Below are 24,143 nucleotides of genomic sequence, written 5' to 3'. Positions count from 1 at the left end.
AGGCCCGCGCCACGGCCGCCTGGCCCGCCGCGCGGCTGGGCCTGCGGCCGCACGAGGCGCGCGACGCCCTGGCCAGCGACAGCCTGCTGCGCCAGCTGGCGCTGGAGCCGGCGGCCAAGGACCGCGCGCCGCTGCGCATCGTGGCCGCGGCCGATTCCTATATCGATGCCAATGTGGTGCAGGATTGGGACGCCGACGGCACGCTGGTCAGCACCGCCACGCCGCAAGGTCGCGTGCCGGGCGAAGCCGCCGCCGGCCTGCTGCTGGATCTCGACCTGGGCGCCGCCGATGCCGCGGATGCCGCCGCGCCGGCCGGCGCCATCGCGCTGGCCCTGTCGCCCATGGCGCACCGCGCCACCGCCGCCGACGCCCGTGGCGCGGCCAGCGAACCGATGCTGGCCGAGCTGACGACACGCTTCCTGGAACAAAACGCCCGCGCCGCGCAGGATATCCGCGCCCTGGTCAGCGATGCCGACCATCGCGGCAGCCGGCCGCTGGAAGCCGCCGGGCTGGCCAGCACGCTGTTCACCACGCTCGACCCGAACCAGGATTGCCTGGCGGTCGGCGCCACCTGCGGCTATACCGGCGCCGCCGCGCACCTGCTTACCCTGGCCATCGCCAGCGAAGCCTGCGCCCAGGCCGAGGCGCCGGTGCTTGCCGTCATGACCCAGGATCCCGCTTTGCGTACGCTCGCGCTGCTGTCCCCTTCCCCCTCCGCCTGACCCACAAAAAAAGCCAGAATCATGCGTAGCCCTTCAGGTTTCTTCTCCGGTATTTCCAGCGCCTTGAGCGAAGGCCGACATTGGACATCACGCGCGCTGGGCAACCCGCGCCTGTTCATGGCGATCGGCCTGATCGCCCTGGTCGTGTTCCTGTTCCTGCTCGCCGACACGGTCGAGATCGGCCTGGTCTGGGCCGGCATCGCGCTGGGCATCTTCCTGTTCCTGTGGCTGTGCGCCTACCTGTGGCGCCGGCGTCGCGCACGGCGCGCCAACAAGAACCTGGGCGACATGCTGGAGCAGCAGGTGCAGACCGGCGCGGCCGCCGCCAATCGGGGGGACGTAGACGCGCTGCGCACCCGGCTGGTGCAGGCGGTGCGCACCATCAAGACCTCCAAGATCGGCCAGGTGTCGGGCAACGAAGCCCTGTACGAACTGCCGTGGTACATCGTGATCGGCAACCCGGCCGCGGGCAAGAGCAGCGCGGTGATCAACTCGGGCCTGCAATTCCCCTTCGCCGACAAGAACGGCGCGGCGGTGCGTGGCGTGGGCGGCACCCGCAACTGCGACTGGTTCTTCACCACCGAGGGCATCCTGCTGGACACGGCCGGCCGCTACTCGGTGCACGAGGAAGACCGCAACGAATGGATGGGGTTCCTCGACCTGCTCAAGCGCCATCGCCCCAAGGCGCCGATCAACGGCATCATCGTGGCCGCCAGCATCGACGAGCTGACCGGCGCCGGCCCCGAGTTCGCCATCAACCTGGCCAAGAACCTGCGCCAGCGCGTGCAGGAACTGACCGACCGGCTCGAAGTGTTCGCGCCGGTCTACATCATCTTCACCAAGGCCGACCTGATCTCGGGCTTTAGCGAATTCTTCTCGGACAGCGACCAGCGCGAGCGCGACCGCGTCTGGGGCGCCACCCTGCCCTACGGCGCCGAAGAGAACCGCGACGTGCTGGCCCTGTTCGACGAACGCTTCGACGAACTGTACGAAGGCCTGAAGGAAATGGGCACGGCGCAGATCTCGCTGCGCAACAACCGCGAGCTGCCGCCCGGGCTGCTGACCTTTCCGCTGGAATTCGCCGGCATCAAGCCGGCGCTGCGCACCTTCCTGTCGACGCTGTTCGAGACCAACCCGTTCCAGTACAAGCCCGTGTTCCGCGGCTTCTACTTCACCAGCGCGCTGCAGGAAGGCGTGTCGCAAAGCACCTCGACCGAACGGCTGGCCGAGCGCTTCGACCTGCGCCCGGCGGCGCGCGGCCAGGCCCGCAATGTGTCCTCGCACAACGGCTTTTTCCTGCGCGACCTGTTCTCCAGCGTGATCTTCGCCGACAAGAAACTGGTGCGCCAGCACGCCAGCCCGGCCAAGACCCGCATGCGCTACCTGACCTTCTTCGGCCTGGTGCTGGCGCTGGGCCTGGTGCTGGGCGGCTGGAGCTGGTCGTACCTGGGCAACCGCCAGCTGGCGCAGAACGTGCAGGCCGACCTGGACAAGGTGGTGCGCCTGCAAAGCGAGCGCACCGACCTGCAGAGCCGCCTGGAGGCCATGGAGATCCTGCAGGACCGCATCGAACAGCTGGACCGCTATTCGTCCAGCCGCCCGTGGTCGCTGGGCCTGGGGCTGTACCAGGGCGACGTGCTCAAGGAACGCCTGCTGGCCGAGTACTACAACGGCGCGCGCCAGTTCATGCTGAGCCCGGTCAAGGCCAGCCTGGAGGACTTCCTGGCCAAAGTCGACATGTCCGGCGCCGCGGCGGCGGCCGGCGGCGCGCAGCAGCCGGCGCCGCAGGCGGTGCGCGCCGCGCACACCCAGGGCGGCGACACGCTGTTCCAGGACGCTTCGCCGACCAATGCCGACGACGCCTACAACGCGCTCAAGACGTACCTGATGATGGCCAATCGCCAGCACGTCGACCCCACCCACCTGTCCGACCAGATCACGCGCTTCTGGCGCGGCTGGCTGGAAACCAATCGCGGCGCCATGCCGCGCGACCAGCTGATCCGCAGCGCCGAGCGCCTGATCTCGTTCTACGTCAGCCGCGCCCCCGACGCCGGCTGGCCGCAGATCGACACCAACCTGGCGCTGGTGGAAAAGACCCGCGCCAGCCTGCGCGCCGTGATGCAGGGCATGCCGGCGCGCGAACGCGCCTACGCCACGCTCAAGGCGCGCGCCGCCACGCGCTTCCAGACCATGACAGTGGCGCGCATCGTCGGCGAGAACGACGCCGGCGTGGTGGCCGGCAGCTACGCCATCCCCGGCACCTTCACCCGCGAGGCCTGGGAGCAGTACATCCAGCCGGCCATCAACGAGGCTGCCAAGAAGGAAGTGCAGACCAGTGACTGGGTGCTGGGCGTGAACGCGCGCGACGACCTGACGCTGGACGGCAGCCCCGAGCAGATCCAGAAGAGCCTGGCGACGATGTACAAGACGGAGTACGCCCAGGAATGGCAGAAGTTCCTGCGCGGCGTGACCATCAAGCCGTTCACCAGCTTCGAGCAGTCGGTGGGCGCGATGAACCGCCTCGGCGATCCGCAGACCTCGCCCATCGCCAAGCTGATCAACACCGCCTATGAGCAGACCTCGTGGGACAACCCCTCGCTGGTCAACGCCGGATTGCAGCAGGCGCAGAGCGGCGTGGTGGGCTGGTTCAAGCGCGTGATCCTGCGGCAGACGCCGCCGGCGCCCGCCGCCGCCACCGCCGCCAACGGCGAGGCCATTCCGATGGGCCCGGTCGGCCGCGAGTTCTCGGACGTGGCGCGCCTGGTGGTGACGCGCGAGAACCAGTCGCTGCTGGGTAACTACATGGGCGCGCTGTCCAAGATCCGCACGCGCTTCAACCTGCTCAACAACCAGGGCGACCCCGGCCCCGGCTCGCTGGTGCTGCTGCGCCAGACGCTGGAAGGCAAAGACTCGGAGCTGGCCGACGCGCTCAAGCTGGTCGACGAGCAGATGCTGGCCGGCCTGTCGGCGACGCAGCGCGAGACGCTGCGCCCGCTGCTGGTGCGGCCGCTGATCCAGGCCTACGCGGTGGCCATGCAACCGGCCGAACGCGAGTTGAACAAGGTCTGGAACGCGCAGGTCTATCAGCCGTTCAACCAGACCCTGGCCGAGAAGTATCCGTTCGCCTCGCGCGCCAGCGTCGAAGCCAGCAGCGACGAAATCGGCCAGGTGTTCGGCCCGCAGGGCAGCATCGCCAAGTACGTCAACGACACCCTCGGCCCGCTGACCGTGCGCCGCGGCGACATCCTGACGGCGCGCACCTGGGGCGACATGGGCATCAGCCTGCAGCCGACCTTCACCGCCAACTTCGCGCAGTGGGTGGCGCCGCTGTCGGGCGGCGCGGCCGGCGCCGGCGCGGCCAGCCAGCCGCAGACGCTGTTCCAGATCCAACCCAAGCCGGCTCCCGGCGTGACCGAGTACACCATTGAGATCGATGGCCAGCAGCTGCGCTACCGCAACACGCCGCCGCAGTGGGTCAACTTCGTCTGGCCCAACGCCCAGGGCGCGCCCGGCGCGCGCATCACCGCCACCACCTTCGACGGCAGCGTGGTCGAGATCGTCAACGAGCCGGGCCGCTTCGGCCTGGAACGCCTGATCGCGACCGCCCAGCGCACCTCCAACGCCGACGGCAGCTTCAACATGAGCTGGGGCAAGTCGAACGTGACGGTGCCGGTCAAGCTGCGCATCATCAGCAACGCCCAGGCGCCCGGCGCCGGCGGCAGCGAGCCCGGCGGCAGCCAGGGCCTGCGCAACCTGCGCCTGCCCTCCTCCGTGGTGGGCGCCACTTCCGAATCCTCCTCCGCCCAGACGCGACCCGGAGCGCCGCAATGAGCAACCTGCAGTCCCCCCTGTTCCGCACGGCCTACTTTGGCAAGATCCCGGCCCGCGGCGACTTCGTCAAGAACACCTCGCATCCGCAGCTGATGAGCACGCTGGACGGCTGGGTCGCCAACACCATGGAGCTGCTGGCCCAGGACCCGCACTGGAAGACGCTGTACGACGAGGCCGAGCCGATGCCGTTCGCCATCCTCGGCTCGCGCGGCAAGCTGGCCATCGCCGGCCACCTGCAGCCCAGCCGCGACCAGTCGGGCCGGCGCTTTCCGTTCCTGTCGGCGACTTCGGTCGAAGTGCAGCGGCCGCTGGCCTTCATCGCCCGCAGCCCGATGGCCTTCAGCCGGCTGTGGAACCGCATGAGCGGCGCCGCCGCGCTGCTGATGACCGACGCCGACCCTGGCCCGGCGCTGCAGAGCCTGAACGAACTCGAAGGCGAGATCCGCACCGAGGCCGACGACGGCTTCGATGCCTTCGTCGACCTGCAGACCGTCGAGCGCCTGCAGGCCATGCTGCGCGGCAACGGCCACGCGGCCAACGTGCACGACATCGTCCTGGCGCTGGGCATCCTGCTCGAACCGGTCATGTCCAGCGGCTCGTCGCAGCTCGACCGCGGGCTGGCGCTGCCGCTGCCGGACGATCCGCTCTACATCAATCTGGTGGCCTCGTACTGGATGACGCTGATCGCGCCGTTCCTGGCGCGCGCGGATTTCGAGATCGCGGTGTTCATCGGCCGCATCGGCGGCAAGCACCGGCTGGTGGCGGGCTTTCGCGGCGCTTCGCCGCAGACGCTGGCCAGCCTGCTGTCCACGCCGCAGGCCTTCGCCGAGCAATACATCGTGCTGGAAGACGCGCCCTGGGTGCGCAACCACGTGTCGGCCAGCCACGGCCTGGCCAAGCTCTCCAGCTACCTGGACCAACCCAGGCTGTCGCTGCGCATGGCGCTCGACACCTATCTTGAAGTCTTCACCGGAGCCTGACCATGCGCGTCTCTCTCCTGATCATGGCGGCGCTGTTCTCGTGCGCCGCGACGGCCCAGGACGCCGCCACCGTCGTCCCCGCCAACGTCATACCGCAGCCCGGCCAGGTGGTGGCCAGCGGCGCCGTGCCCGACGAGGCCACCAAGGCCGATGTGCTGGCGCGGCTGCAACAGGTCTACGGGGTGGGCAACGTCATCGACCAGATCGAGGTCGGCGGCGTGGTGGCGCCCCCCAACTGGTCCGAGCACGTGGGCAAGCTGATCGGCCAGCCGCTCAAGCAGATCAACCGCGGCCAGCTGGAAGTGGACGGCACCCAGATCCGCCTGCTCGGCGAAGTGCAGAACGAGGCCTCGCGCCAGCAGATCGCCAGCGCCTTCGCCACCTCACTCAACCCGACCTACAAGATCGTCAACGGCCTGCGCGTGGCCGCCGGCAAGGACGAACAGGGATTGCTGGACAAGGTGCTGACCAACCGCGTGGTGGAATTCGAGACCGGCAGCGCCACGCTGACGGCGCGCGGGCGCGAACTGCTGGACCAGGTGGCCGACGTGATCCCGAAGCTGCACAGCGACAAGGTGCAGATCATCGGCCATACCGACAGCTCCGGCAGCCGCAGCACCAACCTGGCCTTGAGCCAGGCCCGCGCCGACGCGGTCAGGGCCTATCTGGTGGACAAGGGCCTGCCGCCGGGCCGCTTCGAAACGCTGGGCGCGGGGCCGGACCAGCCGGTGGCCACCAACGCCACCGCCGAGGGCCGCGCCAAGAACCGCCGCATCGAATTCCGCGCCAGCCGCTGAGCGGCGCGCGCGGCCGGCGCTGGCGCGCGTCGCCTGGCAAGCATCGCGCCGCGCGCGGGCACATCGCGGCGCCCTCTTTTTCACGCCGGCGCCGGCCACGCGGCCGGCGCCCCGGGTGGGTTTTCAGCCGTTGTTCTCGGGCGCCTTGGGCACGCCCAGCAGCTCTTCCAGGCCCGACAGCGCCTCGCCGTTCTTGACCACGGTGCGCAGCCACAGGTGCAGCGACATCTCGCCCCAGCTGGCCGCCTTGTCGGCCAGATAGGCCACGGGGCTGTGCGGTTCGGTGCGGCGGAAGAATTCGGCCACTTCGCGCAGTTGCGCCAGGGCCTGGTCGCGCGTTTGCAGCGGGCCGCGCGCGGCCACGGACGCCGTGGGCGGAAGGTCGGCAGCAGTCAAGGTGGGCTCCATGCGGGTGGCGGGCGCGCCGGCGGCCGGCGCGGCCGGCGTGGCCGGCGGCGCCAGGTCGGCGCGCACCAGCAGGCCGGCCTCGCGGGCAAAGCGATGCACCAGTTCGGTCACGTCCGTCAGGGCGGTGCGCAGCGGCGAGAAGGCCGGCCCGTCATCGCCCAGGCGTTCGGTCAGGGTCAGCTCCAGCACGTCGACCGCGCCGAAGCAGCTCTGCAACTGGCTTTCGAGTTCGGAGTAGAACGCCGGCGGCGTATCGCGGCGCGCGGCATCGAACTGCTCCAGGGTGACCTTGCCGCGCGACATGTCGGCGGCGTTCTGCGGCGCGCGCTTGATGGCGTTGGCCAGTTGCGAGGCGCTGTCCCACAGCACCGCGCCGAAGCGCCCGCCCTCGGATTGCGTCAATGGCAGTTCGCGCACCAGTTGCTGCGAACGCGACAGCAACCACGCCAGGTTGCCCACGCGCTGCTGCACGTCGCCCTCGTCCGGCACCGGATGCAGGCCGTCCCAGTAGCGCCGGCACAGGCCGTCCACCAGCAGGAAGCCGTCGCGCAGGCCGGCGAAGCCGCGCGTCTTGGCCCAGGCCTCGGCCAGCCAGGCGGCCACGCGCACGTCCTTGCTGCGCTGGGTCAGCACCTCGGTGCAGATGCGGATCACCTGCGGCCAGTCGGCCTCTTTGATATCGATGACCCAGTCGCCCTGGTCCAGGTGCGGGTCATCGTGGCGGCGGGCCTCGCGGATGGCGTCGAATTCGGCCGAAAAGACCATGTCGGCGCCACAAGGCGCCTCGCCCGGAATGGGCTGCAACAGTGCGTCGATATCGCTCATAGTGTCTTGGGTCGTTGCGGAAGGCGGGCCGCGCGCAAGCGGCGCGGGCCCGGCGGCGAAAGCAGCGATGATCCCATATCTGTAACCGCGTTACGTTGGAACATGACACGCCCTATTACAAAACGCATCAGGGACCATGGCTATCATGCAAGCTCTCCAAACAGAGGGAGTCACGATGAACAAATCATTCCACATGATGCCCGACGGCCGCTTCATCAATGGCACGCCGCGGCGCTGCCCGGATGGCACTTACGTCGGCGACGGCGGCCCCATCACCCGCGCGCCGGACGGCACCTACGTGGCCGGCACGCCGCAGCGCGCGCCCAATGGCCGCTACCTCGGCAGCGGCGGCCCGGTGCGCATGGCGCCCGACGGCACCTTCGTCGTGGGCACCCCGCGCATGGCGCCGGACGGCACCTATCTGTAAGCAGACTTAACCAGCACCTGGGAGCAACGGCCGGCCATGGCGCAGCGATCCGTAATACGCAAGGGTGACCGCACGTCGCATGGCGGCGTGGTGGTGACCGGGGATGAATCCGTGCAGATCTTCGGCCAGCCCATGGCGCGCGTCGGCGACCGCGTCACCTGCCCCAAGTGCGCGGGCCAGCACACCATCGTCGAAGGCGTGCAGAGCGTCAGTTCCGACCGCCGCACCGCGCTGGAGGGCATGAAGACGTCCTGCGGCGCCACGCTGATCGCCAGCCAGCAGTTCTACCAGCTCGAACATGGCGGCGGTGATGGCGGCGGCGCGGGCGTGAACGACGCCCCCCAGGCGCTGCAGGCCGGCGCGCCGGCGGCGCTGGCCGCGATCGAACCCATCGCGGCGCAGGACGCGCCGGTCAAATGCGCCCAGGTGCAGGACACGCTCAAGCTCACCGAAGCCATGTTCGACGCCAAGCGCGCGCCGGTGAAGCTGACCGGCCCGTCGGCCTATCAGCCGCCCGCCAACCTGGCGCGCCAGGGCGACGACAAGCTTGTCATGTACGAAGCCTGGCCGGTCGGCCAGCGCGTGCCGGTGGTGCTGGAGCCGCGCAAGCCGCTCTGGACCGGCGACCTGCTGAAAAGCACGCCGCACGAAATCACCGAGCGCCTGACCGAAGAGCCGCAGCCGCAGCCCGAGCAGGTGGCCAAGAGCCTGGGCGTGGCGCCCAAGGCGCTGCTGCAGGGCCGCGACCTGCAGATCACCCTGGCCAAAGGCATGTCGTTGGAAGACAGCGTCAAGCGGCTCGATGCGCAAGTGGTCAAAGGCCCGCCGTGGGCCGATCCGACCCGAGAGGTGCACACCGTGGGCGAAACGATGTTCTCGCGCATCACGCTCTACAGCATGCCGGGCGACCAGGCCGTGATCGACCACGCCGTGCTGCATGAACTGGCGCACAGCTACGCCAACAACGCCCGCGTCGACATGAAGGCCTGGGGCGCCGCCGCCAAATCCGACGGCAATTTCCCGTCGGACTACGCCAAGGCCGGCCCGCCCGAGGATTTCGCCGAGTTCGTGGTGATGGCCGTCGCCACCCAGGGCACGCCGTGCGAGCACTACGCGCGCTCGATCTACCCGGCGCGCTACCGGCAGCTGGACGCCATGAACCTGCTGGACAAAAGTCCGGCCCCCAAATCCGCCTGACCCTGCCGCCCGCCCGGGAACCTGACTCCGCCCCCCGCCAGGGAACCTGATCCCGCCCCCGCCAGGGAACCGGACCCCGCCCCCGCCCGGGAACCGGACCGCGCCGCCATCACGGCGCCGGTCTCGTCCGCGCGCGGGGTGGCGGGTTGCGCCCGGCGCGCCGCCTGCGATAACATACGTTCCATATACAAACCATATATGGAACACCCACTATGGGCATCGTCAAGATTTCCGAGCAGATGCACGAGAACCTGCGCGTGGCCAGCAGCGCGCTGAGTCGTTCGATCAACTCGCAGGCCGAGCACTGGATGCGCATCGGCATGCTGTCCGAGCTCTACCCCGAGCTGCGCCACGCCGACATCTGCCAGTTGCTGATCCGCATCGAGCAGGCGGAAGGCTTCAGCATCGCCGCCCTGTCCCACGGACAGGCAACCGCCGGCCAGCAGGAGGCCGCGTAATGGCGCGCAAGGTTTCCATCAAATCCGCCGCCGACATCGCCATGGCCCGCCAGGCCGGCGCCCTGGCGGCGGAAGTGCTGCACATGATCGCCGAACACGTGCGCCCCGGCATCACCACCGACGAACTCGACCGCATCTGCCACGACTACATCGTCAACGTGCAAAAGGCGATCCCGGCCAACGTCGGCTACCACGGCTTTCCCAAGACCATCTGCGCCTCGGCCAACCACGTGATCTGCCACGGCATCCCGTCGGCCAAGGTGCTCAAGAACGGCGACATCCTCAATATCGACGTGGCCGTCATCAAGGACGGCTGGTTTGGCGACACCAGCCGCATGTACTTCGTCGGCCAGCCCAGTCCGCTGGCGCGGCGGCTGGTCAACACCACCTACGAAGCCATGCGCGCGGGCATCATGGCGGTCAGGCCCGGCGCCACGCTGGGCGACATCGGCCACGCCATCCAGACGGTCGCGCACCGCGAGCACTTCAGCATCGTGCGCGAATACTGTGGCCACGGCATCGGCCAGATCTACCACGACGAACCGCAGGTGCTGCACTATGGCCGCCCCGGCGAAGGCCTGGTGCTGCAGCCGGGCATGATGTTCACGATCGAACCCATGATCAACGCCGGCAAGCCGCAGACCAAGCAGCTGCCCGACGGCTGGACGGTGGTCACCAAGGACCGCTCGCTGTCGGCCCAGTGGGAACACATGGTGGTCGTCACCGACACCGGCTACGAGGTCCTGACCCCTTGGCCGGACGGCTTCGGCGACTACCCGCCGATTCCCTGACGCCGCCGGCCGGCGACGGCAATTAACGGAGTGCGCTGCCCACGGGGCCCGGTCATGATCGGGCCCTCGTCGTTTCCGCGGCCGCGCCGGCCGTTGCCCCCATGACCGCCCTGCCCGCGGCGTTCCGCCGCCTGGCCGCCTCCAATCTGGCCGCCCAATGTTCCGAACAGATCGCCTTGGCGGCGGCGCCGCTGGTGGCGGTGCTGGCGCTGGGCGCCAACGCCGCCCAGACCGGCTATCTGCAGACCGCCCAGACCCTGCCCTTCCTGCTGCTGTCATTGCCCGCCGGGGTGCTGGCCGACAGGATCGCGCGCCGCACCCTGATGACCGCCGCCGAATGCGCGCGCGCCGCCAGCCTGCTGGGCCTGCTGGCGCTGCTGGCGGCGGACGGCCTGAGCCTGGCCGCGCTGGCGGTGCTGGGCTTCCTGGGCGCGGTCGGCACGGTGGCCTACAACGTCGCCGCGCCCGCGCTGGTGCCCACGCTATTGCCGGCAACCCAGCTGGCGCAGGCCAACCGCTGGCTGGAACTGGCGCGCAGCGCGGCGTTCTCGGCCGGGCCGGCGCTGGGCGGCGCGCTGGTCGGCGGCCTCGGCGCCGCCGTCGCCTACGGTCTGGCCACCCTGCTGTCGCTGCTGGCGGCGGGGCTGCTGGCGGGCCTGCCTTCCGACCCGCCGCGCGCGGCCGTGCGCCGCCACCTGTGGCGCGAACTACGCGAAGGCGCCGCCTTCGTGGCGGCGCATCCCTTGCTGCGGCCGGTGCTGGTGACGGCGGTGTGCTTCAACACCGCCTGGTTCGTGCTGCAGGCCGTCTACGTGGTCTACGCGGTGGAGCGGCTGGGCCTGACCGCCGCCGGCGTGGGCGCGACGCTGGGCATCTACGGCGCCGGCATGCTGGCCGGGGCCCTGGCCGCGCCGTGGCTGGCGGCGCGCCTGCCGTTCGGCGCGCTGATCGCGGCCGGCCCCACCTGCGCGCTGGCCGCCAGCCTGATCCTGCTGTCGACGCTGGCCTGGCCGGCGGGCGCCTGGGCCGGGGTCGGCCTGTTCCTGTTCGGCGCCGGACCGATCCTGTGGACCATCGCCACCACCACGCTGCGCCAGGCGGTCACGCCCAACGCGCTGCTGGGCCGCGTCTCGGCCGTGATCGTCACGGCGACGTTCGGCGCGCGGCCGGTGGGCGCCTTGATCGGCGCGACCCTGGCGGCGCGCCTGGGCATGGATGCCTGCCTGTGGTTGTCCAGCGTGGGCTTTGCCGCCCAGTTCGTGGTGCTTTTGACCTCGCCCGTGGCGCGGCTGCGCCGCCAGCCGGAAACCGTGGCGGCTTGAACCGCGCCGTGCCGCGCCGGCGGGGCCGTCTGTTGCGGTCCCGCCGGGCGGGATCTGTATCTGGCGGCGGCCAGCGGCGGCCGCTAGACTGGCCTGCCATCGAGGCCGCCGCACGCGGCGCCTCGCCCGACGCCACCCCTCGCCGCGCCACCAACATGCTGAACATCCTCGGAAAAGCCTCTTCCATCAACGTCCGCAAGGTGCTCTGGACTTGCGTCGAACTGGGCCTGCCCTTCGAACGGGAGGATTGGGGTTCCGGCTTTCGCCCGACCAACGCGCCCGCGTTCCTGGCGCTCAATCCCAACGCCATGGTGCCGGTGCTGCGCGACGGCGACTTCGTGCTGTGGGAATCGAACAGCATCATCCGCTATCTCGCCAACCAGTACGGCGCCGGCCGCGAACAGCCGTTGTATCCGTCCGAACCCCGGCGCCGCGCCCGCGTCGACCAATGGATGGATTGGCAGGCGACCGACCTGAACCGCTCCTGGAGCTATGCTTTCCTGGCGTTGGCGCGGCAGTCGCCGGCGCACCGCGATGCCGCCGCCATCGAGGCGTCGAGCCGCGATTGGGGGCATTTCATGGGAATCCTGGAACGGCGCCTGGGCGAGACGGGCGCCTACGTGGCCGGCGAGGCCTTCACGCTGGCCGACATCGCCATCGGCCTGTCGGTCAACCGCTGGTTCGCCACGCCGCTGGACGACGCCCTGCGGCCCGCGCTGCCGGCGGTGGCGGCCTACTACGACCGGCTGGCCGAGCGGCCGGGCTATCGCGCCCATGGCCGCAACGGCACCGCCTAGCGGACGCCCCGGCGCGTTACTTCACGACGCCGCAGATCATGCGGCCGCCGCCACCGCCCAGCGGCTTGGGCGTGTCGCTGTAATTATCGGCGCCCACGTGGATTATCAACGCGTGCTGCTTCACGTCGGCCAGCTTCAGCCGCGGCGCCACCACGGCGGTCTTGGCGCTGCCATCGGCCGCCACCGTGATGAACGGCAGGTCGCCCAGGTGGCCATCCTCGGCCAGCGGCCCCTTGTGCGCCTTGGTGTTGTGCGGATCCAGGTGACCGCCCGCGGCGCCCCCGGCATCACCTTGCCGTCCACGGTGGTGGACTCACATGAACCCTTTTCATGCACATGGAAGCCGTGCTCGCCGGGCGGCAGGCCCGCCAGCTTGGGGGTGAACTTCAGGCCGCCCTTGGTCTGTTCCAGCGTGACGGTGCCCGCGCTCTTGCCCACGGAGCCGTCGTCGTTCAGGAATGACATCGTGACGCTCTCGGCCTGGGCGACAGCCGAGCCGCCGGCCAGCGCCAGCGTTGCAACGAGAATCGAGAATTTCTTCATGGACTTGCCTCCTGGAATGATGCGCGTGATACGGCCGCCCGGTCGAGCGGCGGGCGTCCCGGAGCCCGCGGTCAGGCCCCTGGACTGCCGAAGACAATAGCACAGCGCCGCGCCGCTTCGCCAGCAATCTTCATTCCTGATACATCGGATACGTCCGCAAATCCCCGATGATTGACGCACGCCGCGCTAGCCTGTCGCCAGCAGCACCGCCGCGTGCAACAGCACGCCGATCAGCCCGCCCACCAGCGTGCCATTGAAGCGGATGTATTGCAGGTCGCGCCCCACGCTCAGTTCCAGTTCTTCGACCAGATGGCGTTCGTCCCACAGCTTGACGGTGCGCGAAATATGCTCGGTGACGCCGATGCGCAACCGCCCGGTCAAGCGCCGTGCCGCGCCCAGCACATGGCCGTTGATGGCCTCGCGCAGGTCCGGGTCTTCGCCCAGCTTGCGCGCCAGCGCCAGCAGGGCGTTTTCCAGGTGCGCGGCCAGCGCGGATTGTCCATCGCTCAGGTCGCGCCGCAGCGCGGCATGGATGTCGTCCCACAGGCCCTGCACATATTCCTGCACCTTGGGATGATCGATGGCGCGCTGCTTCATGGCCTCGACCTGCGCGGCCAGCGCCGGGTCGGTGCGCAGGCGCGCGATGTAGTCCAGCACCCAGGCCTCGTAGTCGCGCCGCACCGGATGATCCGGTTCGGACAGCACATCGCGCAATTCCTGCACCAGCGCGCGCGCCAGCCTGTCGGCGAGGTTGTCGGCGATGCCCTCGACCGAGGCAATCACGTCCACCGCCTTGATGATGCGCGGCCATTCCTTGCGCGCGAACTTGACCAGCAGCGCCGAAGCGCGCTCCTTGACGTCCTCGTCGCCCAGGTAGCCGCCCAGCCGCTCCATCGCCGCGTCCAGCAGCTCCTGGTGGCGGCCGTCGCGGGTCAGCAGGCCCAGCACCTCGCCGGCGGTGCCGGCCGCGTCCCAGCGCCGCAGGGTCTTCACCACGAATTCCTGGATCACGCCGCGCACCGCGCTATCGTCCAGCAGGTCCAGCGTCTGCAACGCCACCCGTCGCGCGCCGTCGCTCAGCGCATGCGCCTGTTTCGGCCGCGCCAGCCAGCGCGACAGGCGCGCGGCCGGGTCGAAGCCGCGCAGCTTTTCCATCAGCGTGTCCGGGTCGAGGAAGTGGTCGCGCACGAACACCGCCAGGTTGTCGCCAATGCGGTCCTTGTTGCTGGGGATGATGGCGGTGTGCGGAATGGGCAGTCCCATCGGCCGGCGAAACAGCGCCACCACCGCGAACCAGTCGGCCAGCGCGCCCACGGTGGCCGCTTCGCAGAAGGCCCGCACCCAGGCCCAGGCGCCCTGCCCGCCCATGACATGGCTGGTGATGAAGCCGCTGATCATGGCCACCAGCAACGCCAGCGCGGCGATCTTCATGCGCCGCAACTGCGCGCGGCGGGCCTGCGACGCCAGCGCCGAGCGCGTGATGAACGCCTTGGCGGACGGGCTGGCGGATTGCGGCGTATCGGTCATGGAGTCTCCTGCGGGAATGCCCGTCCAGCATACCAAGCCCGCCGCGGGCCGGGCTCAATCACCGGCGTCGGCCAGCGCGCCGCGCAGCCAGGCGATGAACGCGTCGGCATGGGCGGTGCGCGCCCGCCCCGCCGCCGGCACCGCGCGCAGGCCGCCCTCGAACGGCACGAAGCCGTACGGCGCCACCAGCAGGCCGTCCTGCAGTTCGCGCGCGATCAACCGCCGCTCGACCAGCGCCACGCCCAGGCCCGACAGGGCCGCCTCGATACACAGGTGGGTGTGCGGAAACGCCAGCGTGCCGCCCCGCGCCGCCGGCTGGCCGGTGATGGCCTCCCATTGGTTCCAGGCGCTGGCGGTGTATTCATGCGCGATGCGGGTACGCGTGGCCGGCTTCCTGCGCGCATAGGCCGGCGTGCAGACCGCGCCGAAGCGCACCGGCGCCAACGCCAGCGCCCGTGCCCGGTCGGCTTCGGCATAAGCGGACAGGTCCCAGGCCAGGATCAGGTCGGCGCCCTCGTTGCGCATCTCGCGCGCGGAAGTCATCGACAGGCGGATGCGGATCTCGGGATGCTTGCGGTAGAAGACGGCCAGTTGCGGCACCAGCCAACGCATGGCGAAGGTGGCGCTGCAGGCCACATGCAGGCCCGGCGCCTGCGATTCGCGCGCCAGCCGCTCGTAGGCGTGTTCCAGCTGATCGAAAGCGGCGCGCACGGAGGCATAGAAGGCCGTGCCGGCCGGCGTCAGGCGCAGACCGGTGCCGTCCTTTTCGAGCAACGCCGCGCCCGCGTGCTCCTGCAGCAGGCGCAGGTGGCGGCTGACGGCGCCGTGGCTGCGGCACAGCTCCTGGGCGGCGCGCGTGACCGAACCGCTGCGGGCAACGGCCTCGAAGGCGCGGACGGCGGACAAAGGCGGTAATTGGCGCATGAGCTTCATTCGTCAGGAAAACTGACATATCCGCAGAAAAACTGCATTGTCGGACGCTGGCCTTGTTTTTAGCATGGCGGCATTGTCATTGGGCCTGCATCACGTGTCTCACCACCGAATCACTGCGTGGATCGGCGCGGCGGGTCAGCCCTCTGGCGCGTCCCTTGCCCTGCCCCATTGTTTGAATTAACTGACGATATTTCCGTCACTGCGGAGCCCTTCATGCACATCACCCATCTTGCCGCCCACGAAGCCCTGGACAGCCGCGGCAATCCCACCGTCGAAGTCGAGGTCCGCCTGGACGACGGCGCCCAGGGCCTGGCCCTGGTGCCGTCGGGCGCCTCGACCGGCAAGCGCGAGGCCCTGGAGCGGCGCGACGGCGACGCCGCCCGCTACCTGGGCAAGGGCGTGCTGGGCGCGGTCGGCGCGGTCAATACCGAGCTGCGCGCCGCCCTGCTGGGCCTGCCGGCCGATCAGCAGGCCCGGATCGACCAGATCATGATCGAACTGGACGGCACGCCCGACAAAAGCCGGCTGGGCGCCAACGCCCTGCTCGGCGTGTCGCTGGCGGTGGCGCACGCGGCCGCCCACAGCCATCGGCTGCCGCTGTGGCGCCACATCGGCGGCGTGCAGGCGCAGACGCTGCCGGTGCCCATGATCAACATCATCAACGGCGGCGCGCACGCCGACAATCCGCTCGACTTCCAGGAATTCATGATCCTGCCGGTGGGCGCGGACAGCTTCCGCGAAGCCCTGCGCATGGGCGCGGAGGTGTTCCACACCTTGCGGCTGGCGCTCAAGGCCGCCGGCCACAACGTCAACGTGGGCGATGAAGGCGGCTTCGCGCCGATGCTGCGCAATGCCCCGCAAGCGCTGGATTTCATCATGGCCGCGATCGAGCGCGCCGGCCTGCGCCCTGGCGCCGACATCGCGCTGGCGCTGGACCCGGCCGCCAGTGAATTCCATGGCCCGGAGGGCTACCGCTACCACGGCGAGAACCTGCTGCGCGACGCCGAACAGCAGGTGCGGTACCTGGCCGGGCTGGTGCGCGACTACCCCATCGTCTCGATCGAGGACGGCATGGCCGAGGACGACATCATCGGCTGGAAGACACTGGGCGCGACGCTCGGCGGCGCCTGCCAGCTGGTGGGCGATGATGTGTTCTGCACCAACCCGCGGCTGTTCCAGGCCGGCATCGACCAGGGCATCGGCAACGCCATCCTGGTCAAGATCAACCAGATCGGCACGCTCAGCGAGACCGCCCAGGTGCTGGCGCTGGCGCGCCGCGCCGGCTATGGCGTGGTGATGTCGCACCGCTCCGGCGAAACCGAGGACACCAGCATCGCCGACCTGGCGGTGGCGGCCAACTGCGGGATGATCAAGACCGGCTCGCTGTCGCGCGCCGACCGCACCGCCAAGTACAACCGCCTGCTGCGCATCGAGCGCGAACTGGGCGCGGCCGCCGTCTATGCCGGCGCCGGCGCGCTGGCGCGGCGCGGCTGAAGGTCGAGCGCGGCGCCACGGTACTGCCGGACCTGACCGGCGCCGCGGCGGCGTTGGCGCGGCTGGCGGCGGCCTGACCCCGTTCACTGGCGTTCAAGACAGGGCAGCCGCCAACGCCGACGATGGCGGCTTTTGCCGAGGAACCGCGCATGTCCGTCCCCACCGCCCCTGTCGTCCCGTCCGCGCCCGCCGTGCCGGAGAAAATCGTGATCGTGCTGGCGGCAACGCTCGGCGTGGGCCAGGCCGCCAACGTCTCGGCCTGCCTGGCCGCGGGCCTCGCGGCCGCCCTGCCCGGCTGGGCCGGCGCGCCGCTGCGCGACCCCGATGGCATGGCCTCGTCGGCCATCTCGCACCTGCCCATCATCGTGCTGGCGGCCGATGCGGTGCGGATGGCGCAATTGCGTCAGCGGCTGACGCAGCCGCCGCCCGAGGACGCGCGGCTGGCCGTGTTTCCGGCCTATGCCCGCGAGATCCATGAGGCCGCCCACTATTGGGCGCGGCACCGCGAGACCTCGCACCGCGACCAGCCCCTGCTGGGCGTCGGCCTGGCCGGCGCCAAGCGCTGGATCAACGCGCTGACCGGCAGCCTGCCGATGCTGCGTTGAACGCCCGCGCGCCGGCGCCACCGCTCAGGCGCGCTCGCGGTACGCGGTGGCGCACAGGATCGACAGGAACAGCAGCAGCGCCAGCGTCAGCAACAGGCCGCCCGCCGCCGTGATGATGGCGTCGGCGCGCCACAACACCAGCGTCCGGCGCAACGCGGCGCCGGTCACCTCGGTCAGGCCCGTCAGCAACAGCAGCACGGCGGCGAACGGCCAGACCGCGCCGCGCAGCGCCTGGCGCGACCGCCGCCAGCCATAGCCATCCGTCAGAGCGGCCTGCGGCAGGGCCAGGGACCAGGATCCCAGCAAGTGCGTCATGGGCAGCCACAGGATCATCAGCAACAGCAACGCGATGGCCAGGAACACCGTGCTGGGCGTGTTCGGCATCTGGAAATACAGGGAGAGCGTCAGGCTGCCGCTGATCGACTTCAGCGCGGCGATCGCAACGATCGCCGCGAACACCAGGGCCAGCACCCGGGCCTGCGCGCCATCCAGGCTGGGCGCCTGGCGCGGCACGCCCGCCAGTTGGCGCTGCCATGCCAGCGCCACGCGCGCCAGGGCCAGCAGATTGACCACCGCCGCCAGCAGGAACCAGGCTTCGCGCGGACCGCCCGCCTGGTTCAGCAGCAACGCGCCCGGCAGCGACAGCGCGAACAGCACGCAGGCCCACGGCGCGGCGGCGACCATGGCGGGCACCTGAGCGGTGAACTGGCGGGCCGTCAATGCCAACAGGCGGCTCGCGGTGGGCGGATGTGGCAAGGTGTACCTCTCTCGGTCAGGTCCGGACCGTCGGCCTCGCGGCCGATGGCGACTCCAGGCCTTATACCAGAGACGCGCGCCCGCCGGGCCGCGCTCAATCGGCCAGCAGGCCCGGCGCCAGCGCCGCCAGCGTGGCGATGTGCGCGTCCATTTCCTGCGGGCGCGGATTGTCGATATTGCCGGCGCCCGCGGTGCGCAGCCGCAACGTCAGCAGCCCGCCGCCGTCGGCGCTGAACTGCAGGCCGAACACCCAGTCCACGCCTTGCGTGCGGGCGATCAGCGTCAGCCAGCCGGAGTCCGGCTCGATCAGGGTCCGGGCCCGCAACAGGCCGCGCGCCTCCAGCGCCGACGGCGCGGCGGCGGCGAACCGCTGCATGGCCGCCAGCACGGTCGGGGTCTCGGCGGAGAAAGCGATCTGCACCAGTTGCAGCGGAGGCACCAGCAGTCGATGCGAGAACAGCCGTGGCATCGGCGTCGCGGCGGCCGTCCACGAAGCCGGCACCGTGACCGGTCCGGGACCCGCGATGCCCGCCGGCGCCGGCGCCGTCAGCCGGGCCTGTCCGGCGGTCGACGCACAGCCACCGAACAGCACCGCGGCCAGGGCCGGCAACAACAACCGGGGCAACCAGCGCAGGAAGCCGCCGCCCTCGTTGGCGCGCGGCGCTAGGATCTGGCCGCGCATGCCTGGCCCTCCGGCTTGTCGTGATAGGTGCGGAATTCCTCCAGATCCGCCAGCGGCTTTTTCAACCGATAGCAGGCGTTCAGGCCGCGCAGCAGCAGAAAGGCTTCCTCGCTGCCGAGGGACTTGGAGAAATCATCGTCGGCCAGCTTGGTCGAAATCTCGTCCAGCGTCTTCTGGTCGCGATAGCGCGCCAGCCGCTCGCCCAGCGTGTAGGCGGTCAGCGCGGCCTGCAGCCGGCCCTGCGCGTCGCTGACCTGCTCGACCGAGGCGCTGGCGCCAACCTTGCTCAGCAGCGCCGTCAGCGCCACCGACTTTTCCAGCACCGACTTGGGCACGATGCTCTCGAAAGTGCCCACCGACACCAGGGCGGTCGGCACGTTCAGCGGCTCGGCGCCGTCCATCACCTGGTTGGTGCGGGTGTTGTAGGTGAGCGCCTTTTCCCAGAACGCGCGCGTGCCGGCCACCGGACGCCCCACCACCACATAGGTGCCCTGCTTGAGCAGGCCGAGGTTGGAGCCGGCCGACTGGCTCACCGCCGACTGCGAATACAGCTGCACGCTGTAGTCCAGCACCATGCGGTTGCGCTGGTTCGCCAGCACCAGCTCGGCGGCGGTGAAGGCCACCCCCACCAGCGGCGAGACCAGCGGATTGTTGGCCAGGCTGGCCGCGCCGTTGGCCACGCCCTGCGCCCGTTGCAGCGCGCGCAGGGTCTCGGCGTTGCGTTCGGTGGTGACGTCCATCACGCGCAGCCGGAACGACGGCGCCACGCGCTCGTCCCAGCGCTGCACGTAATACACCAGCAGATTGGAGAAGTTCAGGGATTGATCGGGCTGCACGCCGCGCTGGTACCAGACCACGATGGACTGGTTGCTGCCGTCGTCCCTGGCGGCGATGTCGAGGATGACCGCGTAGTCCGCCGGGCCGTCGATGCCGGCGGTCTTGACGCCGGCCGCGTCCTTCAGCGCCGGGATCTCGACCGACCGCATCATGATCGAGAGCGGCGCGTTGGCGGGCACCGCCAGCAGCTGTTCCGCGTCGGAAGAGGCCGGCGCGCCGGCCTGCTCCAGCACGCGCGCGCGCTCATCGTCGCCGGGCTTGAGATAGAAAATGCGGTTGTCGGCGTAGATCGGGGTATGCACCGTGTAGGCGTCGCCGATGCGCGGCTCGCTGCCCGCGCACCCCGCCAACATCGCCGCCAGTCCCAACATGCCCCACCGCAACGCGGCGCCGTCCGGACGCCGCAGGCCGGACCATATCCGGCGCATGAACACGAAAGCCATACTTGCTCCGCAAGAAAAGGCCCGCAATGGATCGGAACAACGCCTACGCCAGGCGCGATGGGCAAGAGGCGGTCAAGGCCGCCCTGGCCGCGGCCGGGGACTCCCGGCGCCAGTCGGCGCGGGAATGGTCGGCATTTTTATCATTATGTTTCTTTTTGTCAAACTTCCGCGCGGAGGCCAGGTCCGTGGCGCCGGGTTCGGCTTGCGGCACGCGTCTCGCGCCTGGCGGGCGTCATCACGGTTCGAAGGTGGCCGGGATCGGTGCGTAGCCCGGGCCGAGCGCGCGCGGGATGGCGTCGGCCCGCATCACGGCCTGGAAAAAGCCCTTCAGGTCGTCCGCGACGCACCGTATCCGCGCAGAGCGCATGCCGATCATGGATGGGGAACTCGCCCGACGACAGCGGCCCCGGCGGGCGCCGCCGAAAGCCGGTCCTAGGCCGCGCCCAGCAGTCCGGGCCGTCCTTCGTGCGCGGCCTGGGCGCGCTGCTGGATGAACTCGATCATCATCGCGATGGCGCGCGGGTGGTGGCGGTTGGGCATGTACAGCATGTACATCGCGCGGCCGAAGATGCTCAGCCGCCAATGCGGCAAGGCGGCGACCAAATCGCCGCGCGCGATGTCGTCGTGCACCACGTAGTCCGGCACCACGCCGATGCCCAGCCCGGCCAGCATGGCGTCGCGCAGGAAGGCGTAGTTGCGCGAGATGATGGTGGGTTCCAGCACCACGTGCTGGCGCGGCTGGCCGCCGTAATACGCCGACAGCCGCAGCGGCCGGCCGATGACGGCGGCGCTGATGACGGGCAGGCGCGCCAGGTCGGCCGGCTTGTCCGGCAGGCCGCGCTCGCGCACGAAGGCGGGCGAAGCGCAGGCCACGTAGCGCACCTGGCCCAGTTCGCGCGCCACCAGATTGTGCGGCGGTTCGGACATGATGCGCACGGCGATGTCGACCTCGTCGCGCAACAGGTCGTCGACGCTGTTCTCGAACAGCACGTCCAGCACGATGTCGGGGTAGGCGCGCTTGAATTCCAGCAGCCACGGCGTCATCACGAACTGGCCGTAGCCGCTGGGCACGCTCAGCCGCACCTTGCCCTGCGGCGTCTTGCCCAGGGATTCGACCGCTTCGCGCGCGGCCGCCAGTTCGTCCTGGATGCTGCGGCCGTGCTGGTACAGCTTCAGGCCGATCTCGGTGGGCTCGACGTGGCGCGTCGTGCGCCGCAGCAGCTGCATGCCGACGGCGCGTTCCAGCTGGGTCAGGTGGTAGCTGACATTGGCCCGCGTCATCTTCAGGCGGCGCGCCGCCTCGCTCAGGTTGCCCGCGTCCACGATCTCCACCAGCAGGGTCAACGCCTTCGTATCCATGTCGAATCTCCCGAGGGGCCGGCATTCCTTCATTGCAACGCGGCGCCCGCAGCCGATTGTCAATTTTTTTATCGTCAATGTCAATTATGGATGCCATTGTCAAGACTTCTTTGCTGGGAAAGAATAGACGGATACAAGACGGGCCGTTCCTGGCCCGCCAGGCGCCGCGACTGCGCCGCGTCCGCCCCGGGCGCGCCGGCCTCGCCAGAGCCCCGCTCTGCGATGCCGCCGTGCCGGCCCGGGCCGGCGCGGGCGGCGACCCTACCGGAGACACTGTCCCATGACAGCCAGCGTACCCGCCGGCGCCGTTCACACGCGCCGCGACGGCGACGTTCTCGTCGTCACCATCGATCATCCCCCCGTCAATGCCCTGAGCGCCGACGTGCGCGCGGGCCTGGCGCGCGCCATCGACCAGGCCGGCGGCGACCCGCAGGTGCGGGCCGTGCTGCTGACCGGCGCCGGCAACAACTTCATCGCCGGCGCCGACATCCGCGAATTCGGCAAGCCGCCGCGTCCGCCCGCCCTGCCCGACGTGTGCAACCAGATCGAGGCCTGCGCCAAGCCGGTGGTGGCCGCGCTGCACGGCGCCGCGCTGGGCGGCGGCCTGGAAGTGGCGCTGGCGGCGCATTACCGCGTGGCCTTGCCGAACGCCAAGCTGGGCCTGCCCGAAGTGACGCTGGGGCTGCTGCCCGGCGCCGGCGGCACGCAGCGCACGCCGCGCCTGATCGGCGCGGCTGCGGCCTTGGACCTGATGCTGTCGGGCAAGCCGATGACGGCGCAGGCCGCCGTCGCGGCCGGGCTGGCCGATGAACAGGCCAGCGGCGCCGACCCGCTGGCCGCCGGCCTGGACTACACCCGGCGCCTGCTGGCGCAGGGCGCCAAGCCGCGCCGCAGCCGCGACGGCCAAGCGCTGGCCGACAAGGCCGCCTCGCTGGCCGCGATCCACGCCGCCGGCCAGCGCATCGCCGCCAGCACACGCGGCCTGTTCTCGCCCGCGAAGATCCTGGACGCCGTGCGCGCCGCCGTCGAACAACCTTTCGACGAGGGCCTGCGCGCCGAGCGCGCGCTGTTCCTGCAATGCCTGGACAGCCCGCAGCGCGCCGGCCTGATCCACGCCTTTTTCGCCGAACGCGAGACCGCCAAGATCCCTGAATTGAAGCAGGCCAAGCCGCGCCGGCTCGACAGCGTCGGCGTGATCGGCGGCGGCACCATGGGCGCGGGCATCGCCGTGGCGGTGCTGGACGCGGGCCTGCCGGTGGTCATGGTGGAACAGGACGAGGCCGCGCTGGCGCGTGGCCGCCAGCGGGTCGAACACGTCTACGACCTGCTGGTCGGCAAGGGCCGCATGAGCGCCGACGAGCGCGCCGCCCGGCTGGCGCGCTTCACCGGCGCCACCGACTATGCCGCGCTGGGCGAGGCCGACCTGATCATCGAGGCCGTGTTCGAGGACATGGACGTCAAGCGGGCGGTGTTCGCGCAGCTTGACCGCGTCGCCAAGCCGGGCGCGGTGCTGGCCACCAATACCTCTTACCTGGACGTGGACCGCATCGCCCAGGCCACGCGCGGCCCCGCCGATGTGCTGGGCCTGCACTTCTTCTCGCCCGCCAACATTATGAAACTGCTGGAGGTGGTGGTGGGCCGCCAGACCGCCGCCGACACCGTCGCCACCGGCTTCGAGCTGGCGCGCCGCCTGCGCAAGATCCCGGTGCGCGCCGGCGTCTGCGACGGCTTCATCGGCAACCGCATCCTGGCGGTGCATCGCCAGGCGGCCGACATGATGATGGAGGACGGCGCCTCGCCCTATGAGATCGACGCGGCGGTGCGCGACTTTGGCTATCCCATGGGTCCGTACCAGATGGTGGACCTGGCCGGCGGCGACATCGGCTGGGCCACGCGCAAGCGCCGCGCCGCCACCCGCGACCCGGCGCTGCGCTACGTGCAGATTCCCGACCGCCTGTGCGAGCGCGGCTGGTTCGGCCAGAAGACCGGCCGCGGCTTCTACCTGTATCCGGATGGCGCCCGCCAGGGCACGCCTGATCCGGAAGTGCTGGCGATCATCGACGCCGAGCGCCAGCGCGCGGGCGTGACGCCCCGTCCGTTCAGCGCCGAGGACATCCAGCGCCGCTACCTGGCGGCCATGATCAACGAGGCCGCCAACGTGCTGCACCAGGGCATCGCGCTGCGGCCCTCCGACATCGACATGGTGTTCCTGTCGGGCTATGGCTTTCCGCGTTATCGCGGCGGGCCGATGCACTACGCCGACCGCGTCGGGCTGGCCAACGTGCTGGCCGACATCCGCGCCTTTGCCAAGGAAGACCCCGCGTTCTGGAAGCCGTCGCCGCTGCTGGTGGAACTGGCCGAATCCGGCCGCGATTTCGCCAGCCTGAACCAGGCCGCCTGACCCCACTC

The 24,143-nt window shown here is 70.3% G+C and carries 20 protein-coding genes and 2 pseudogenes; 13 read left to right on the top strand and 9 right to left on the bottom strand.

Annotated elements, in window-relative coordinates:
* The 4 genes and pseudogenes from AruCF_RS11965 to AruCF_RS11950 all read left to right on the top strand — a co-directional run.
* Positions 1–722 (top strand): annotated as a pseudogene (locus AruCF_RS11965) (hypothetical protein); the annotation flags it as partial.
* A gap of 117 nt (positions 723–839) precedes the next feature.
* Positions 840–4,553 carry a type VI secretion system membrane subunit TssM gene (gene tssM, locus AruCF_RS11960; protein WP_054415501.1) on the top strand — a complete coding sequence of 1,238 codons (3,714 nt, stop codon included), beginning with the start codon at positions 840–842 and terminating at the stop codon, positions 4,551–4,553.
* The gene (gene tagF, locus AruCF_RS11955) at positions 4,550–5,533 is read left to right on the top strand and encodes a type VI secretion system-associated protein TagF (protein WP_054415506.1); all 984 of its coding nucleotides are present in this window, start codon (positions 4,550–4,552) and stop codon (positions 5,531–5,533) included. The genes tssM and tagF overlap by 4 nt, the downstream gene beginning before the upstream one ends.
* A 2-nt stretch (positions 5,534–5,535) precedes the next feature.
* Positions 5,536–6,330 (top strand): OmpA family protein, encoded by a 795-nt coding sequence (locus tag AruCF_RS11950; RefSeq protein WP_063568509.1) that lies wholly within the window; start codon positions 5,536–5,538, stop codon positions 6,328–6,330.
* Positions 6,331–6,453: 123 nt separating this feature from the next.
* On the opposite strand, the gene tssA is transcribed toward AruCF_RS11950, so the two are convergent.
* On the bottom strand, positions 6,454–7,563 hold the full coding sequence (gene tssA / locus AruCF_RS11945; protein ID WP_059271001.1) for a type VI secretion system protein TssA: 1,110 nt from the start codon (positions 7,561–7,563) through the stop codon (positions 6,454–6,456).
* A 175-nt stretch (positions 7,564–7,738) separates the two neighbouring features.
* On the opposite strand from tssA, the gene AruCF_RS11940 reads away from it, so the two are divergent.
* The 6 genes from AruCF_RS11940 (at position 7,739) to AruCF_RS11915 (ending at position 12,555) form a co-directional block, all read left to right on the top strand.
* Positions 7,739–7,990, top strand: a complete 252-nt coding sequence (locus tag AruCF_RS11940) for a hypothetical protein (RefSeq protein ID WP_063568508.1) — start codon at positions 7,739–7,741, stop codon at positions 7,988–7,990.
* Between the two features lie 36 nt (positions 7,991–8,026).
* A complete protein-coding gene (locus AruCF_RS29875) occupies positions 8,027–9,187 on the top strand; it encodes a PAAR domain-containing protein (RefSeq protein WP_253826962.1) in 1,161 nt (386 codons plus the stop codon).
* Between the two features lie 212 nt (positions 9,188–9,399).
* The gene (locus AruCF_RS11930; protein WP_054415514.1) at positions 9,400–9,645 is read left to right on the top strand and encodes a ParD-like family protein; all 246 of its coding nucleotides are present in this window, start codon (positions 9,400–9,402) and stop codon (positions 9,643–9,645) included.
* The gene (map, locus tag AruCF_RS11925; protein ID WP_063570152.1) at positions 9,645–10,436 is read left to right on the top strand and encodes a type I methionyl aminopeptidase; all 792 of its coding nucleotides are present in this window, start codon (positions 9,645–9,647) and stop codon (positions 10,434–10,436) included. Before AruCF_RS11930 ends, map begins: the two co-directional genes overlap by 1 nt.
* A gap of 101 nt (positions 10,437–10,537) precedes the next feature.
* Positions 10,538–11,758, top strand: a complete 1,221-nt coding sequence (locus AruCF_RS11920) for an MFS transporter (RefSeq protein ID WP_083036728.1) — start codon at positions 10,538–10,540, stop codon at positions 11,756–11,758.
* Positions 11,759–11,913: 155 nt separating this feature from the next.
* The gene (locus tag AruCF_RS11915) at positions 11,914–12,555 is read left to right on the top strand and encodes a glutathione S-transferase family protein (RefSeq protein WP_063570150.1); all 642 of its coding nucleotides are present in this window, start codon (positions 11,914–11,916) and stop codon (positions 12,553–12,555) included.
* Positions 12,556–12,571: 16 nt separating this feature from the next.
* Here AruCF_RS11915 and sodC read toward each other — a convergent pair.
* The 3 genes and pseudogenes from sodC to AruCF_RS11900 all read right to left on the bottom strand — a co-directional run bounded on the left by sodC (position 12,572) and on the right by AruCF_RS11900 (position 15,549).
* Positions 12,572–13,098, bottom strand: a pseudogene (sodC, locus tag AruCF_RS11910) (superoxide dismutase [Cu-Zn] SodC).
* 186 nt (positions 13,099–13,284) lie between these two features.
* Positions 13,285–14,529 (bottom strand): DUF445 domain-containing protein, encoded by a 1,245-nt coding sequence (locus tag AruCF_RS11905; RefSeq protein WP_156524702.1) that lies wholly within the window; start codon positions 14,527–14,529, stop codon positions 13,285–13,287.
* Between the two features lie 150 nt (positions 14,530–14,679).
* The gene (locus AruCF_RS11900; RefSeq protein ID WP_063581065.1) at positions 14,680–15,549 is read right to left on the bottom strand and encodes a LysR substrate-binding domain-containing protein; all 870 of its coding nucleotides are present in this window, start codon (positions 15,547–15,549) and stop codon (positions 14,680–14,682) included.
* A 222-nt stretch (positions 15,550–15,771) separates the two neighbouring features.
* Between AruCF_RS11900 and eno the strand changes: the two genes are divergently transcribed.
* Positions 15,772–17,052, top strand: a complete 1,281-nt coding sequence (eno, locus tag AruCF_RS11895; protein ID WP_063570148.1) for a phosphopyruvate hydratase — start codon at positions 15,772–15,774, stop codon at positions 17,050–17,052.
* Between the two features lie 149 nt (positions 17,053–17,201).
* Complete coding sequence (locus AruCF_RS11890; protein WP_253184340.1) at positions 17,202–17,657, top strand: DUF2000 domain-containing protein; 456 nt, start codon at positions 17,202–17,204, stop codon at positions 17,655–17,657.
* 24 nt (positions 17,658–17,681) lie between these two features.
* Here AruCF_RS11890 and AruCF_RS11885 read toward each other — a convergent pair whose 3' ends face one another.
* The 5 genes from AruCF_RS11885 to AruCF_RS11870 form a co-directional block, all read right to left on the bottom strand.
* Complete coding sequence (locus AruCF_RS11885; RefSeq protein ID WP_063570146.1) at positions 17,682–18,413, bottom strand: hypothetical protein; 732 nt, start codon at positions 18,411–18,413, stop codon at positions 17,682–17,684.
* A 94-nt stretch (positions 18,414–18,507) separates the two neighbouring features.
* Positions 18,508–19,095: a hypothetical protein gene (locus AruCF_RS11880; RefSeq protein WP_083036727.1), complete on the bottom strand. Its 588-nt coding sequence runs from the start codon at positions 19,093–19,095 to the stop codon at positions 18,508–18,510.
* Complete coding sequence (locus AruCF_RS11875; protein WP_063570144.1) at positions 19,077–20,375, bottom strand: hypothetical protein; 1,299 nt, start codon at positions 20,373–20,375, stop codon at positions 19,077–19,079. Before AruCF_RS11875 ends, AruCF_RS11880 begins: the two co-directional genes overlap by 19 nt.
* Positions 20,376–20,610: 235 nt before the next feature.
* Entirely contained in the window at positions 20,611–20,751 is a 141-nt protein-coding gene (locus tag AruCF_RS29130; protein ID WP_156524698.1) for a hypothetical protein, read from the bottom strand.
* A gap of 56 nt (positions 20,752–20,807) precedes the next feature.
* Positions 20,808–21,734: a LysR family transcriptional regulator gene (locus AruCF_RS11870; RefSeq protein WP_059271024.1), complete on the bottom strand. Its 927-nt coding sequence runs from the start codon at positions 21,732–21,734 to the stop codon at positions 20,808–20,810.
* 280 nt (positions 21,735–22,014) lie between these two features.
* Here AruCF_RS11870 and AruCF_RS11865 point away from each other — a divergent pair, with 280 nt between their 5' ends.
* The gene (locus tag AruCF_RS11865; protein ID WP_083036725.1) at positions 22,015–24,135 is read left to right on the top strand and encodes a 3-hydroxyacyl-CoA dehydrogenase NAD-binding domain-containing protein; all 2,121 of its coding nucleotides are present in this window, start codon (positions 22,015–22,017) and stop codon (positions 24,133–24,135) included.
* Positions 24,136–24,143 lie beyond the last annotated feature (8 nt).

The organism is Achromobacter ruhlandii, assembly GCF_002082135.1.
Taxonomy (GTDB): Bacteria; Pseudomonadota; Gammaproteobacteria; order Burkholderiales; family Burkholderiaceae_B; genus Achromobacter; species Achromobacter ruhlandii.
Note: the sequence above shows the minus strand (reverse complement) of the source record. Positions and strands in the feature narration are given on the sequence as shown.